Genomic DNA, 13479 nt, shown 5'->3' on the forward strand with positions numbered 1-13479 from the left:
GATAGCAGACTTTGCACCGATATGCGCCGGGCGTGATCGTCGCTGATGCGGCGTTGTTTTGAGCAACTAAAGGCAGCGACGATCAAACAGGATCGGGTCAGCCTTACGCCACGAGGCCCTTGATCGGCTTGACGGCAATGCTCTCGGGAAACACCGTTTCGGCGAGTGCGCGCTCGCTCAATCCGAGATGATCGGCGAGCACGCCCTTGAACACCGCGCGCAGATCGGTGGTCGGCGCGAGATCGCGGCCCTGATAGAGGCTCGCCATCTTGAGCGTCGGCCAGTCGGCGATGACCCGTCCGCCCTTCACCGCGCCACCTGCAAGCAGCGCAATCGTGCCGGTGCCGTGATCGGTCCCCTGGGTGCCGTTGATCTTCGCGGTACGCCCGAACTCGGTGGCGACGACGACGACCGTATCGCGCCAACGCGCCCCCAGCCCGCTCTCGAATTCGGCGAGCGCGCCATCGAGACCCGACAACAGCTGCGCAAGCCGGCCGACCGCGCCGCCTTCATTGGCGTGCGTGTCCCAGCCGTCGAACGCGAGCGCCGCGATGCGCGGGCCGTCATCGGCCGCCATCAGCTTCGCCGCGCCGCGCGCCACCTGGCGCATCGCCGCGATCTGGTTGCCGCCGGGCTTGGGCTTCATGTCGTCGCCGAACGCAACCTTCTCCAGCTTCAGCCCCTGCGACAGCGCGGCGGCGAGCATGGGATCACGATGCGCATAGAGGTCGACCAGCCGCATCGCGGTGTCGTCATCGGCCTGCGGCAAGGTCACGGGCGCCCAGCCGACGGTCGGCGCGGCGCCGCGCAGCACCAGCGGCGCGGTCGGCCCGACCGCAAGGGCGCCGGCGATGCGCGGGCCGCGCGGCAATGCTTCGAGGGCACGGTTGAGCCAACCGGATTGCACCCGACCGGGACCGGCGAAGCCGCTCTCGAGCACGTCCTGGCCGTCGAAATGCGAGCGTTCACGATAGGACGTGGCGACCGCGTGGACGATTGCCGCCTGCTTGTCGCGATACATGCGCGCGAATTCAGGCATCGACGGATGCAGCGCGAAGAACGAATCCAGCGGCAGCGCCGGATTGGGCCCGGCCGTCGTCAGCGCGATCGCGCCATGCAATCCGGCGTAGTCGGGATCGCCGACCGGCGCGACGGTGGCGAGCCCATCGAGCGCACCGCGCAGGATCACGACGATCAGACGCGGGTCGCGCTGGTCGGCGGCGCGGGCGAATTTCGGCACATAGGCCCAGGCGGCAAACGACGCGCCTGCCAGCAGCAAGTGCCGTCGCGAGGTCAACAGCGATGTCGTGATCTGGTCCATCGTCATCTCCGCTGGAATTCCGGTGACATCAGCAGCAATGCCAGCGCCTGCTGACGGGATTCGGCGCGCTCGATCGTGCGCCGCGTCTCCGCCGAGGTCGCATCGCCCGCGACGAGATCGAGCAGGTCACGGGGATCGAGATTGTTGCCGAGACGCGCGGCGAGTTGCGCCGAGATGTCCAGCCGCAGTTTCATGCCCTCAGGCGCAGCCCACATCGCATTGCTGTCGGCAAATCCGTTTGGTCCTGCCGGCGCCCACAGCGGCTGGCCGAGCGTGTTCAGGGAATTGAGGTAGAAGCCGGGATCCTCCGGCACGCGGGCCAGCAACCGGCCGCCGGCGACCAGGAATTCATAGGGCGAGCGGATCTTGGTCAGCGGCGCCGACCAGGCTTCGTCCGAATCGATCAGCGCCAGCGTCAGCGCCTTGAGGTCGCCGTCGCTCTTCTTGAACACGGATTCCAGCCGCGCCACCAGCGCAGGCGGCGGCTCATCGGCGACGAAATGGCGCGCGAGCTTGCCGGCGATGAACTTCGCTGTCGAGGGATGACGCGCGATGTCGGAGAGCGACGCCTCGCCCTGGGCGAGGCCATCGTCCTGATAGACCTTGCCGAGCAGGGTCTGCGGCCCCGGCTGGTGTGCATTGGCATTGAACACGAAGCTGCCAGGCGCGCCGTTTCGGCTGTTGCGGCCCGCAAAGCTCCAGCCGGTGATGATGCGCGCCAGCGAGGTCACGTCCTCCTGGGTGTAGCCGCCGCCGACGCCCAGCGTATGCAGCTCCATGATCTCGCGCGCGAGGTTCTCGTTGAGGCCGCGCTTGCGGTTCTGTCCGGCGCGCGAGTCCGGCCCGAGCGAGTCCTGATTGTCGAGAAAGAACAGCATCGCCGGATGCTGCTCGACCGCCTTGAGCATGTCGGCGAAACGCCCGAGCACATGGGGCCGGATCGCCTCGCGCTCGAACGACCCGGCCCACATCCGCGCCAGCTCGCCCTTGCCCGCGGAGATGCAGAAATGGTTCGACCAGAATGCCACCAGCCGCTCGGTGAAGCCGCAATCGGCGAGCACCGCGCGCTGCAGCCGTGCCAGCGTTTCGGCACGAAACGTCTTCTGGACGACGTTCGGTGGCTGCTGTTGTTGTTGTGGCTTGGCCGGCGTCGCCTGCGTTGCCGGCGCGGGCTCGCCCGCCGGCGCCGTCATGCTGGTGCCCGCCGTCGTGGCCGCGGCGGGCGGCGCGGTCATCGGCGCATCCGCAGCGGTCATCGACAGGCCGCGCGTCTGGCCCGGCTGCTCCGGCGTCTCGCTCGCCGCCTTGGCCTGAGCCTCGCGCGCTCGCTTGACCTCGTCCTGATAGGCAAACACCGCGTCCGCCAATGCCGGCGTCGGCTGCAGGCCCGGCACTTCGAGCAGCGCGCCGTTGGGACGCCCGAGCTCGGCCTTGACGAAGCCGCGCGGATCCGACGCTGCATTGACGAGATCGCCCGAGGCGCCACCGCGCGCGCCGAAGCCGAAGCGGTTCATCGCCACCAGAGCTGCCTGCGGATCCCTGGCCATGCCAAGTCCTCATCAAATTCGCGCGCTCACGTGAGTGCGCTGACGTCGTGAGTCGGTTCGGCCCGTGCTGGCGCCGGCTGTTGCTGCGCACTATACTTGCCCCGGCAGATGAACCGGACATGAAAAGGGCTGGCCGGACGTGGTTCCGAACGTGACAAATCGTTTAGCAAACGTTACCGCGCGGCAGCTCACCTGCGAGTCCTGCGGATCGGAGTTCACCTGCGATCCCGGCGGTTCCTGCTGGTGCTTCGAGGAAGCCGTTCGCCTGCCGCTGCCGGAGGCCGCGCAGAGCCAATTCAAGGACTGCCTGTGCGCCAAATGCCTGGCGACGCTGGCCCGCGAGCAGGAAGCGGGCGCATGACGCGCTGGCACGTCGAGGCCGTCCTGATCGACATGGACGGAACGCTGCTCGACACCGAGAAGGTCTATCTCGAAGCCTCGATCGCAGCACTGAATGCGCTCGGCTATCGCGACGGCGTCGTCGAGCTCTGCCACGCCATGATCGGCATTCCCGGGCCCGACAACGAACACACGTTGCGCAACCATTTCGGCGACAATTTTCCGCTGGTCGAAGTCAATCGCCTGTTCGCCGAAAAGACCATCGAGATCCTCCAAGCAGGTATGCCGCTGAAGCGCGGCGTCATCGCGCTGCTCGATGCGATCGAAGCGGCCGGTCTGCCCAAGGCCATCGTCACCTCGTCCTCGCGCAGCACGGCGGCGGAGCATCTCCGCCTCGCGCGCATCGACCACCGCTTCGATGCCATCCTCACGCGCGACGACGTGACCCGCGCCAAACCGCATCCGGACCTCTATCTGCTCGCAGCGAACCGGCTGCAGGCACGCGCGCAAGCCTGCATCGCAATCGAGGATTCCAATCCAGGTGTCGCCGCGGCCCACGCCGCCGGCGCGATCACGCTGATGGTGCCGGACATCGTGCCGCCGACGGCCGAGACGCGAGAGCGTTGCAGTGCCGTGCTGCCCGATCTCAACGCGGTCGTCGACCTGCTGCGACGGCATCAGGCGTTTTCCATGGTTCGGCCCATTCCTTGACCTGACGCAATGCGCGATGTCCGGCTCTGGAGCGTGATGAGCTTCCCGCAACGCCCGCTTCAGGAGTCCAATCGTGAGCACCCTGGCCAAGTTCGCACTCGGCGCGATGGGGCGCCTTCGTCCGACACCGGCGCACGGTGACGCCAGCCCGACGATTCCACTGCCACCTCCCGACAGAAGCGGCGGCCTGCCGCTGATGCAGGCGTTGGCACAGCGGCGCTCGTCGCGCGAGTTTGCCGCCGCCGAGCTGCCTTTGCCGATCCTGTCGAACCTGCTGTGGGCTGCCGACGGCGTCAACCGCGACGACGGCGGGCGCACTGCGCCCTCGGCGATGAACGCGCAGGAGATCGACGTCTACGTCGCCCTGCCCTCCGGCGCATATCGATACGATGCTGGCGCGAACACGCTCAGACTCGTCGCGGGCAGCGATGTCAGGCGCGTCACGGGCTATCAGGACTTTGTCGACGATGCGCCGCTCGATCTGGTCTATGTCGCCGACCACAGCCGCATGAAGCTCGTGCCGGTGAGCATGCGTGCGAGCTACGCCAACGTGGCAGCCGGCGCGATCACGCAGAACGTCTATCTGTTCGCTGCATCCAACGGGCTCGTCAGCGTCATCCGCGCCTGGATCGACCGTGACGCCATCGCCAACGCGCTTGGCCTCAGCCATGACCAGGAGGTTCTGCTGTCGCAGACGGTCGGGTTTCCGAAATAGCTGATCGGCCGATGGCGACTCACACGGCGATCATCCTGATCAAGGCGCTGCATACGGCGGTATTCGTCTTCGCTTCGTCCTGCATTCTCTATGCATTGCGCTGCAGCGTCACCGGCCGGACCGCTGGGTTTCGGCTGCAGATTGCGATTGCCGTCCCATCGCTGATCGGCGTGCTCTGGTGGTTGAATGGCCGCGAATGCCTGCTTTCCAGCCTGATCTACCGGTTCGCCGGCGATGACCGGACACAATCGGACATCTTCCTGCCCGATGCCGTGGCGCGGCTGATCATGCCGGTCTCGACCTAGCTGCTGCTGCTCGCCGCCGGCCTGGCGCTCTGGCGTCAGCTTGCGCACCGCTGGCGCGCGAGACAGGATTGAGACCTCCACGCGCCGACTGCGCTGCCCTGACGAGTTGGTGCGCCGCTTCGCCTGCCGTCTCCATGTAGCTGGCGTCACGATGCAGCAGCACGACGGCGAACGAGCCGTCGAGCAGCAGCAGCATCTGGCGCGCGAGCTCGGCCGCGCCGGCAATTCCTTCGGCCGCGAACATCGCCTGCAGCCAGGCCTCGAACTTCTTCTTGTGCGCGGCACCGATCCTGATCGCGGGATGGCCGGGGAGGTTGGCGAGCTCCGCGGTCGTGCGCAGGAAACCGCAGCCGCGCCATTTCGGATGCCGCGCGGCACGCGCGAGCTGGTTGAATATCCCCGCGATCTTGTCGGGCAGCCCGCCCTCGGTCTCGTCGAACCAGCGCTTGAACAGCTCCAGGTTCGGCTGGTCGCGCGCGGCGAGGTACGCCGCGACGAGGTCGTCCTTGCTGCGGAAGTGATAGTACAGCGTCTTCTTGGTGATCCCGGCCAGCTCCGCCACCGCATCGACGCTGACGGCGCGGATGCCCTCCGCATAAAACAATTTGCTCGCGGCAGCGAGGATGCGGGCGCGGGTCGGATCGGAGGAACGGGCCATGGCAACTCGGGGCTCAGGTATACTGACCAGTGAATATACCTTGCCCCGCCGCGCGCCTAGTCTTTGCGCACTTCAACGTCAGCCCGCGAGGTGCCGCCATGACCGATCCCGTCCTGCTCGACATCTCCGAGCGCATCGCCCTGCTCACGCTCAACCGGCCGGAGCGGCTGAATGCGCTGAGCTATGCCCTCATCGATGCGCTGATGGCCGCGCTGGACCGCATCGAAACCGATCCCGGCATCAGGGCCGTGATCCTCACCGGCGCCGGGGAGCGCGCGTTCTCGGCCGGCGCCGACATCGACGAGTTCACTGCGAGCGTCCGCCAGGGCCGCGCCACCGCGCTGCGCGACTTCGTCCGCCGCGGCCAGGCGATGACGGCCCGGCTCGAAGCGTTCAGCAAGCCGGTCATCGCCGCGATCAACGGGCTCGCTTTCGGCGGCGGCTGCGAGATCACCGAGGCGGTGCATCTCGCTGTGGCGAGCGAGCGCGCCAGCTTCGCCAAGCCCGAGATCCGGCTCGGCATGCCGCCGACCTTCGGCGGCACGCAGCGGCTGCCGCGGCTGGTCGGCCGCAAGCGCGGACTCGAACTGCTGCTGACCGGCGATCCATTCCCGGCGCAACGCGCGCTGGAGATCGGCCTCGTCAATGCGGTTGTGCCGCATCACGAATTGCTGCCGGCGGCGCGCGCGCTCGCCGGGCGCATCATCCGCCATTCTCCGGACGCCGTCGCCGGCGTGATCACCGCCGCGACGCGCGGCCTCAACATGGCGATCAGTGAAGGGCTGCAGGTCGAGGCCGAGCAGTTCGCGAGCCTGGTCGGCAGCCGCGACCTCACCGAAGGCCTGGCCGCCTGGCGCGAGCGCCGGCCGCCGCGTTTCCTGGGCTAGACCGGATGGCCCGGCGACTTGCGCGCCAGACCGTCGAACGCATCGAGCAGCCGCTCGCGCCAGGCGTGGATGCTGTCGCTCTCCTCCAGCAGCAGGAACGGGCTGACGACGCGCGCCCATTGGAAGCCGCCGAATACGATGTAATCGGCGTAATCCGGCGCATCGCCACCGATGAAGGCTTGCGTCTTCAAGGTCTGGCGCAGCGGCTCCAGCGACTTGCGGAAGCCCGTGACCGCCTGGTCGCGCGAGGCCATGACCTCTTCGAGGCGCTTGCCGAACCGCGCCTCGCGCGACGTGCGGAAATAATCAGCATCCTCGGCGGCGAGGTTGTTCGGGATGTCGGCGATGATCATCGGGAAGATGCCGCCGACAACGGCGATGTCGCCCCACGCATTCATGAAGCGCGCCATGGCGCGGCCGCCGGCGCCGCCGAACAGCGACGGCCGGTCCGGATAGCTGTCCTCGAGATAGTTGGCGATCGCCCAGGAATCGGCCACGGCCCGGTCGCCGTCGAGCATGACCGGCACCTTCTCCGATCCATGCGCGGCGACTGCGGCCTTCTCGGTGAAGCGCCACGGGATCGATTCGGCAGTCAACCCCTTGTGCGCCAGCGCCATGCGTGTGCGCCAGCAATACGGGCTGAACGGCCGCTCCGCATCGGTGCCGACCAGTTCGAACAGCTTCAGCGACATGCCCAACTCCCTTCACTTGCTGGGAGCCTTCTTAGCTGACCACGCGGCCATTGTCGCGCAGGAGCTGCGTGCCCGCTGGCGTCACCACGATCGCGGCGCCGACGTCGGCGATCATCGCCCGCGCGACATAGCCGAGATCGACCGCGTCCTCCCAGATCGTGAGCCGCGGGCACGACGTCTTCCAGGTTGCGAGCACCTCGGCATGGCTGCGCGGCTCGCGCGCGACCCATTCGACGAAGTCCAGCACCAGGGGATCTGCTGATACGGCCATGGTCACCTCATTCTGCCGCCGCCGACGTCCGCGCGGCCAGCACCAGCCAGCCGCCATAGAGGATGTAGTAGCTCGCCACCGCAGTGATGATGCGGTTGGCCCAGGTGCGGAACTGCTGCTCGCTCATCGCCTCCAGCAGCCGCCGCGCCAGCGTCGTGCCGAGCATGGAGGCCGCGACCGCCACGAGCGCGAGCGCGGGATCGAGGCTCGCGGCCTGGTCGATGATGCCGCCGAAATAGATCAGCTTGGTGAGATGGCTCGCGACCTGGCATGTCGCCTTGGTGGCGACGATCGACCGGCGGTCGAACCGCGCGCCGAGGAAGAACGTATCGAGCAGCGGGCTCGAGACGCCGGTCATCAGCATCAGCCCCATGCAGATCGTGCCGTAGATCGCACCCTGCCAGACGCTGTCCGGATCGGGCTTGAGACCGGCCGGCATCAGCCGCGCCATGAACGGCGTGACGCCGAGCATCAGCAGCGCCACCGGCGTATCCGGCACATAGCGGATCAGCGACCACAGGCCGAGCGCCAGCGCGCAACCGACGAGATACACCGCGACCGGCCGCCAGCGGATGTGCCGCCGCCACAGCACCGCGCGCCAGCCATTGGAGGCCATCTGCGTGATCGCGTGCAGCACCATCGCCGCCGGCAGCGGCATGATCGCGAGCAGCACGCCGATCAGGATCAGCCCGCCGGCCATGCCGAACAGCCCGGACAGGAACGCCGTCGCGACCATCAGCAATCCGAGCGCTGCAATCAGGACGGGTGTCATGGCTGGTCTCCTTTGCATGCAATTTGTCGCACTGGCGGCGGCGGCACAAACCGAGTTATCTTGCCCTCCATCAGTTTTCCTGAGGGCCCGCATGCGGCGGCTTCTGTTCCTCAACGGCATCAAGGCATTCGAGGCGGCGGCCCGCAGCGGCAGCTTCGCCGCGGCAGGCAGCGAGCTCAACGTGTCCGCGGCCGCGATCAGCCGCATGGTCAATCTGCTCGAGCAGCGGCTCGGCGTGGTGCTGTTCGAGCGCAAGGCCAACCGGCTGGCGCTGACCGCGGCCGGCCGCGCCTATCAGAGCGGGCTGACGCCAATCTTCGACGCGCTGTCGAGCCTGACCGCGCAGATCATGGCGCCGTCCTCGATGCGCGTGCTGACGCTCGGCGTCGGACCGACCTTCGCGATGAAATGGCTGATCCCGCGGCTCGCCGATTTCAGCACCGTGGAGCCCGACATCGAGGTGCGCATCACCACCGGCGGCGCGGCGGTGCCGTTCGGCGACGATTGGAGCTGCGGCATCCGGCTCGGCGATGGCGCATGGCCGGGTCTGGTGGCCGAGCCGCTGTTCGCCGCCGACCTCGTGCCGGTGTGCACGCCGCGGCTGGCCGCGACCTTGAAGCGGCCGAGCGATCTGAAGGGCCCGACCCTGCTGCGGGTATCTCACGCCGCCGAGGACTGGCCGCTGTGGCTGAAGACCGCCGGCGTCACCCGGGTGACCGCGCGCGGCACCGAGTTCCAGTACTACGGCCATGCGCTGCAGGCCGCGATCGACGGGCTCGGCGTCGCGATGGGCATTCGCCCCTACATCGATGACGACCTCGCGGCGGGACGATTGGTTGCACCGTTCGCGCTGACCGTCCCAAAAGGCGAGCGCTGGTATCTGGTCTATCGCAGCTTCCAGGCCGGACAGCGCGATTTCACCGCATTTCGGCGCTGGATCATGCGCGCAGCGGCGCAGTCCGCGACACGAAATTCGCAGCGAAGAGATTCCATCAAAAAAGACGCCACCATGTGAACCCATTCACAAGTGAACAGACGAATTCATGCTGTCATTGCCGTTCGGGACATCCAGGACTGCGCAATGACGTACTTGTACGAGGACTTTGCCATCGAGCCGTTCGAAGCAGGAAAAGGCTTATGGCACGCGCGGATCCGCCGCGCGGACATGACTCCAGTGGTGATCAATGGTGTTTCGTTTCCCTCTCTCGAAGTCGGCTTCGCCTGGTCGAATGCCGACATGGCGATCGCCGATGCCAAGAGCCACATCGACCGGTTCCGGAAACGTTGGGGGTAGTGCGGCGCTTTTGCAGCCAACGGAGGATATCGAACGACCCCCGGGAAAAGACGGATAGCGCAGCGTGGAACAATCTCCGAGAGTGAAGTCCCCGAGAATCCACCCCCGCGCCATCTGGTTCCAAGCCAGCATTCACAACGCCAATTCGAAATGCCGAGTGTATTCGTAATGCGGACTGCAATTCATGGCTGAGCCTGCCGTCAAACACCTCACCTATTCGGTTCGCACGCGATGCCCGGACTGCGATGCGGAACTGAGCATCCTCAGCGTCATCAACGGTCGCGGCGGCTCTGAGTATTGGGCCCTGCAATGCGTCGCCTGTCATGGCGTGCATCTGGACATCGTCGATCCGCCGACCCGGCATTGACAGACTCACGGCGACGCGGCCGTGGCGGCGCGACGCGGCGAGAGATCGTCGTCGCGCCCCGCTGCTCCGCGGGCGATTTTCCACGACGGCGCTGCTGCCACCATGCTGTCAGCAGGGCTGGTGACGACGCGCGATCGCTCTTTCATGTCGGCGGCTCCGGCCCCATATTCGGGCCATGGCGAAGACCCCCGACACCCCCAAAAAGCCCGGCCGAACTCCGAAATCCAAAGCGCACCGGCCCGACGTCCAGCCGATCGGACCGGCGCTCGCCGAGCTGCTCAATCCCGCCATCAACCGCGGCGAGAGCGGCATCGGTTCCTCGACCGGACTGAAGCCTCCGCCCGACAATTCCTGGGACCGCCGCGCCGGCGGCGAAGCCGCCGCCCATCGCGCGCGCGCGTCGACGAAGGGCAAGAGCCAGGATGTTGCCGCCCGCGACACGTCCGATCGCCCGATGCCGCTGCGGCCGAATCCGCAGCCGGCGGGGGTTCGCAAAACATCCACCAGCGACACCCGTGGCGTGCCCCCACCCAACCCTCCACCGCAGGCGGGGGAGGGCTCCCGGCGGCAAGAGCCGGGCGAAGGCAGCAGTTCTGAAGCGATAGCTGCGCAACCCGCGTCCCCTCCCCCGCTTGCGGGGGAGGGTCAGGGTGGGGGCCTCTCTCATCCGCACCAGCCGCTCGTGGAGGATGACGCCGCGACCCACCCCGGCCTCTCCGAGGCCCCGCAGGCCAATTACGGCACGACAGCCACCATCCCGACGCTCGATCCGGAACTCGCGCGCCAGCTCGGCCTGCCCACCGCCGAGGACGACGACGAGGCCCTCGCCCGTCCGCCGCGCAACAAGATGGAGGCGCTCGGGGTCAAGGCCACGGCGGAAGCGCTGGAGTCGCTGATCCGCGAGGGCCGCCCCGAGTTCCGCAAGGACGACGGCAGCTTGCGGGTGTGGACCCCGCACCGGCCGCCGCGCCCGGAGAAATCGGAAGGCGGCGTCCGCTTCGAGATCAAGTCGGCCTATGAGCCGAAGGGCGACCAGCCGCAGGCGATCAAGGAGCTGGTCGAGGGCATCGCGCGCAACGACCGCACCCAGGTGCTGCTCGGCGTCACCGGCTCCGGCAAGACCTACACCATGGCCAAGGTGATCGAGGCGACGCAGCGCCCGGCCATCATTCTCGCGCCGAACAAGACGCTGGCCGCGCAGCTCTACGGCGAGTTCAAGAGCTTCTTCCCCGACAACGCGGTCGAGTACTTCGTCTCCTATTACGACTACTACCAGCCGGAGGCCTACGTCCCGCGCACCGACACCTATATCGAGAAGGATTCCTCGATCAACGAGCAGATCGACCGCATGCGCCATTCGGCGACGCGCGCGTTGCTCGAGCGCGACGACGTCATCATCGTCGCCTCCGTCTCCTGCATCTACGGTATCGGCTCGGTCGAGACCTACACCGCGATGACCTTCGCGCTGAAGAAGGGCGAGCGCATCGATCAGCGCCAGCTGATCGCCGACCTCGTCGCCCTGCAATACAAGCGCACCCAGCACGATTTTACGCGCGGCACCTTCCGCGTCAGGGGCGACGTCATCGACATCTTCCCGGCGCACTATGAGGACCGCGCCTGGCGCGTGAACCTGTTCGGCGACAGCGTCGAGAACATCGAGGAGTTCGATCCGCTCACCGGCCACAAGCAGGACGAGCTCGAATTCATCAAGGTCTACGCCAATTCGCACTACGTTACGCCGCGCCCGACTTTGGTGCAGGCGATGAAGTCGATCAAGGCCGAGCTGAAGATGCGGCTCGACCAGCTGCATGCGCAAGGACGCCTGCTGGAGGCGCAGCGGCTGGAACAGCGCACCACCTTCGACATCGAGATGATGGAGGCGACCGGCAGTTGCGCCGGCATCGAGAACTACTCGCGCTATCTCACCGGACGCCTGCCCGGCGAACCGCCGCCGACCCTGTTCGAATACGTCCCCGACAACGCGCTGGTGTTCGCCGACGAGAGCCACGTTACGGTGCCGCAGATCGGCGGCATGTTCCGCGGCGACTTCCGCCGCAAGGCAACGCTCGCCGAATACGGCTTCCGCCTGCCGTCCTGCATGGACAACCGCCCGCTGCGGTTCGAGGAGTGGGACATGATGCGGCCGCAGACGGTCGCGGTGTCGGCGACCCCGAGCGGCTGGGAGATCAACGAGGCCGGCGGCGTGTTCGTCGAACAGGTCATCCGCCCGACCGGGCTTATTGATCCTCCCGTCAACATCCGCCCCGCGCGCACCCAGGTCGACGATCTCCTCGGCGAGGTCCGCGCCACCGCGCAGGCCGGCTATCGCTCGCTGATCACGGTGCTGACCAAGCGCATGGCCGAGGACCTCACCGAATATCTGCACGAGCAGGGCATCCGCGTCCGCTACATGCACTCGGACATCGACACCATCGAGCGCATCGAGATCATCCGGGATCTCCGCCTCGGCGCGTTCGACGCGCTGGTCGGCATCAACCTGCTGCGCGAGGGCCTCGACATTCCCGAATGCGCGCTGGTCGCCATCCTCGACGCCGACAAGGAAGGCTTTTTGCGCAGTGAAACGTCACTCATCCAGACCATCGGCCGCGCCGCGCGCAACGTCGACGGCAAGGTGATCCTCTACGCCGACCAGATGACCGGCTCAATGGAGCGCGCCATCGCCGAGACCAACCGCCGCCGCGAGAAGCAGGTCGAGTACAACACCCTCAACGGCATCACGCCGGAGAGCGTCAAGAAGTCGATCGGCGACATCCTCAACTCGGTCTACGAGCGCGACCACGTCCTGATCGAGACCGGCAGCGGCACCGCGACCGACGACGCGATCTCGATCGGGCATAATTTCGAGACGGTGCTGGCCGACCTCGAAACCCGCATGCGCGAAGCCGCCGCCGATTTGAACTTCGAGGAAGCCGCCCGCCTCCGCGACGAGGTCAAGCGCCTCCGCGCCACCGAACTCGCCGTCGTCGACGACCCCACCGCCAAGCAGCGCACCGTCCAAGGCAAGGCCGGCGCCTACGCCGGCACCAAGAAATACGGCGACGCCGCCAATCTGCCGACCACGGCGCTGAAGGGCCGCGGCGGTGGCGGGCGAGCAAAGTCTCGAGAACGAGACCCTCTGCGGCCGACGATAGACGACATCATCGGTGGCGCCTCGCGCCACGAAGGCGCTGCCTCTTCTCCCTCCCCCCTTGCGGGGGAGGGTCGGGGTGGGGGGTCCACGAGTCCCAGCGGTCGTGAGGTGAACACCGGCTCAAAGGTCCACAAGCCCCATCTCGACGAGATGCACGGCCCGGAGTCTCTGCCCTACCGCCCCAACCGCGCACTGCCCGAAAAGCCCTTCGGCAGCAGCAGCCGCATCATCCAGCCAACCAACTCGCGCGAGTCCGGCCCCGAATTCGGCCCCGCCCCGCGCTCGACCGGCGGCGCCCCGGGGAAGCGGGGTGGGTGGAAGAAGCGGTGAGATCAGTATGTATTCAGACAATGGACTGCACTGACGATCATGAGCAAGCGTCCGCAACGACATGAGGCCCGCACCATTCCATGACTCACCCGATTTAAGCGGCACATCACCCGGCCCTT

At 67.1% G+C, this 13479-nt stretch carries 16 protein-coding genes; 9 read left to right on the forward strand and 7 right to left on the reverse strand.

The features are described from left to right. Nucleotides 1-103 precede the first annotated feature (103 nt). Together S58_RS30125 and S58_RS30130 are read right to left on the reverse strand one after the other, a co-directional pair. On the reverse strand, nucleotides 104-1327 hold the full coding sequence (locus S58_RS30125; protein WP_042340315.1) for a DUF1501 domain-containing protein: 1224 nt from the start codon (nucleotides 1325-1327) through the stop codon (nucleotides 104-106). Then, the gene (locus S58_RS30130; RefSeq protein ID WP_015669211.1) at nucleotides 1324-2868 is read right to left on the reverse strand and encodes a DUF1800 domain-containing protein; all 1545 of its coding nucleotides are present in this window, start codon (nucleotides 2866-2868) and stop codon (nucleotides 1324-1326) included. The genes S58_RS30125 and S58_RS30130 overlap by 4 nt, the downstream gene beginning before the upstream one ends. Nucleotides 2869-3007: 139 nt before the next feature. On the opposite strand from S58_RS30130, the gene S58_RS30135 reads away from it, so the two are divergent. From S58_RS30135 to S58_RS30150, 4 genes are all read left to right on the forward strand, one after another. Beyond that, nucleotides 3008-3229, forward strand: a complete 222-nt coding sequence (locus S58_RS30135; protein WP_015669212.1) for a cysteine-rich CWC family protein — start codon at nucleotides 3008-3010, stop codon at nucleotides 3227-3229. Then, nucleotides 3226-3918 carry an HAD family hydrolase gene (locus S58_RS30140; RefSeq protein ID WP_015669213.1) on the forward strand — a complete coding sequence of 231 codons (693 nt, stop codon included), beginning with the start codon at nucleotides 3226-3228 and terminating at the stop codon, nucleotides 3916-3918. Before S58_RS30135 ends, S58_RS30140 begins: the two co-directional genes overlap by 4 nt. Nucleotides 3919-3991: 73 nt before the next feature. Beyond that, nucleotides 3992-4633 (forward strand): SagB/ThcOx family dehydrogenase, encoded by a 642-nt coding sequence (locus S58_RS30145; RefSeq protein WP_015669214.1) that lies wholly within the window; start codon nucleotides 3992-3994, stop codon nucleotides 4631-4633. An 11-nt stretch (nucleotides 4634-4644) separates the two neighbouring features. Beyond that, nucleotides 4645-4938, forward strand: coding sequence for a hypothetical protein (locus S58_RS30150; RefSeq protein WP_015669215.1), 294 nt, complete (start codon nucleotides 4645-4647; stop codon nucleotides 4936-4938). On the opposite strand, the gene S58_RS30155 is transcribed toward S58_RS30150, so the two are convergent. Continuing rightward, nucleotides 4919-5596 (reverse strand): TetR/AcrR family transcriptional regulator, encoded by a 678-nt coding sequence (locus tag S58_RS30155; protein WP_015669216.1) that lies wholly within the window; start codon nucleotides 5594-5596, stop codon nucleotides 4919-4921. The two genes, S58_RS30150 and S58_RS30155, sit on opposite strands and share 20 nt — an antisense overlap. Nucleotides 5597-5694: 98 nt before the next feature. Between S58_RS30155 and S58_RS30160 the strand changes: the two genes are divergently transcribed. Then, nucleotides 5695-6483, forward strand: a complete 789-nt coding sequence (locus S58_RS30160) for a crotonase/enoyl-CoA hydratase family protein (protein WP_015669217.1) — start codon at nucleotides 5695-5697, stop codon at nucleotides 6481-6483. Here S58_RS30160 and S58_RS30165 read toward each other — a convergent pair. The 3 genes from S58_RS30165 to S58_RS30175 are packed head-to-tail and all read right to left on the reverse strand — an operon-like array spanning nucleotide 6480 to nucleotide 8218. After that, nucleotides 6480-7175 carry a glutathione S-transferase family protein gene (locus tag S58_RS30165; protein WP_015669218.1) on the reverse strand — a complete coding sequence of 232 codons (696 nt, stop codon included), beginning with the start codon at nucleotides 7173-7175 and terminating at the stop codon, nucleotides 6480-6482. The genes S58_RS30160 and S58_RS30165 overlap by 4 nt on opposite strands. Before the next feature lie 31 nt (nucleotides 7176-7206). Continuing rightward, on the reverse strand, nucleotides 7207-7446 hold the full coding sequence (locus S58_RS30170) for a hypothetical protein (protein WP_015669219.1): 240 nt from the start codon (nucleotides 7444-7446) through the stop codon (nucleotides 7207-7209). Between the two features lie 7 nt (nucleotides 7447-7453). Then, nucleotides 7454-8218: a sulfite exporter TauE/SafE family protein gene (locus tag S58_RS30175; RefSeq protein ID WP_015669220.1), complete on the reverse strand. Its 765-nt coding sequence runs from the start codon at nucleotides 8216-8218 to the stop codon at nucleotides 7454-7456. Between the two features lie 91 nt (nucleotides 8219-8309). Between S58_RS30175 and S58_RS30180 the strand changes: the two genes are divergently transcribed. From S58_RS30180 to S58_RS30190, 3 genes are all read left to right on the forward strand, one after another. Continuing rightward, complete coding sequence (locus S58_RS30180; RefSeq protein ID WP_015669221.1) at nucleotides 8310-9233, forward strand: LysR substrate-binding domain-containing protein; 924 nt, start codon at nucleotides 8310-8312, stop codon at nucleotides 9231-9233. A gap of 66 nt (nucleotides 9234-9299) precedes the next feature. Continuing rightward, a complete protein-coding gene (locus S58_RS30185) occupies nucleotides 9300-9512 on the forward strand; it encodes a hypothetical protein (protein ID WP_015669222.1) in 213 nt (70 codons plus the stop codon). A 184-nt stretch (nucleotides 9513-9696) separates the two neighbouring features. After that, the gene (locus S58_RS30190) at nucleotides 9697-9879 is read left to right on the forward strand and encodes a hypothetical protein (RefSeq protein ID WP_015669223.1); all 183 of its coding nucleotides are present in this window, start codon (nucleotides 9697-9699) and stop codon (nucleotides 9877-9879) included. 5 nt (nucleotides 9880-9884) lie between these two features. Here S58_RS30190 and S58_RS38230 read toward each other — a convergent pair whose 3' ends face one another. Then, nucleotides 9885-10025 (reverse strand): hypothetical protein, encoded by a 141-nt coding sequence (locus S58_RS38230; RefSeq protein ID WP_160167618.1) that lies wholly within the window; start codon nucleotides 10023-10025, stop codon nucleotides 9885-9887. A 29-nt stretch (nucleotides 10026-10054) separates the two neighbouring features. On the opposite strand from S58_RS38230, the gene uvrB reads away from it, so the two are divergent. After that, nucleotides 10055-13360, forward strand: coding sequence for an excinuclease ABC subunit UvrB (uvrB, locus tag S58_RS30195; RefSeq protein ID WP_015669224.1), 3306 nt, complete (start codon nucleotides 10055-10057; stop codon nucleotides 13358-13360). Nucleotides 13361-13479 lie beyond the last annotated feature (119 nt).

The organism is Bradyrhizobium oligotrophicum S58 (assembly GCF_000344805.1).
GTDB classification, from domain to species: Bacteria; Pseudomonadota; Alphaproteobacteria; order Rhizobiales; family Xanthobacteraceae; genus Bradyrhizobium; species Bradyrhizobium oligotrophicum.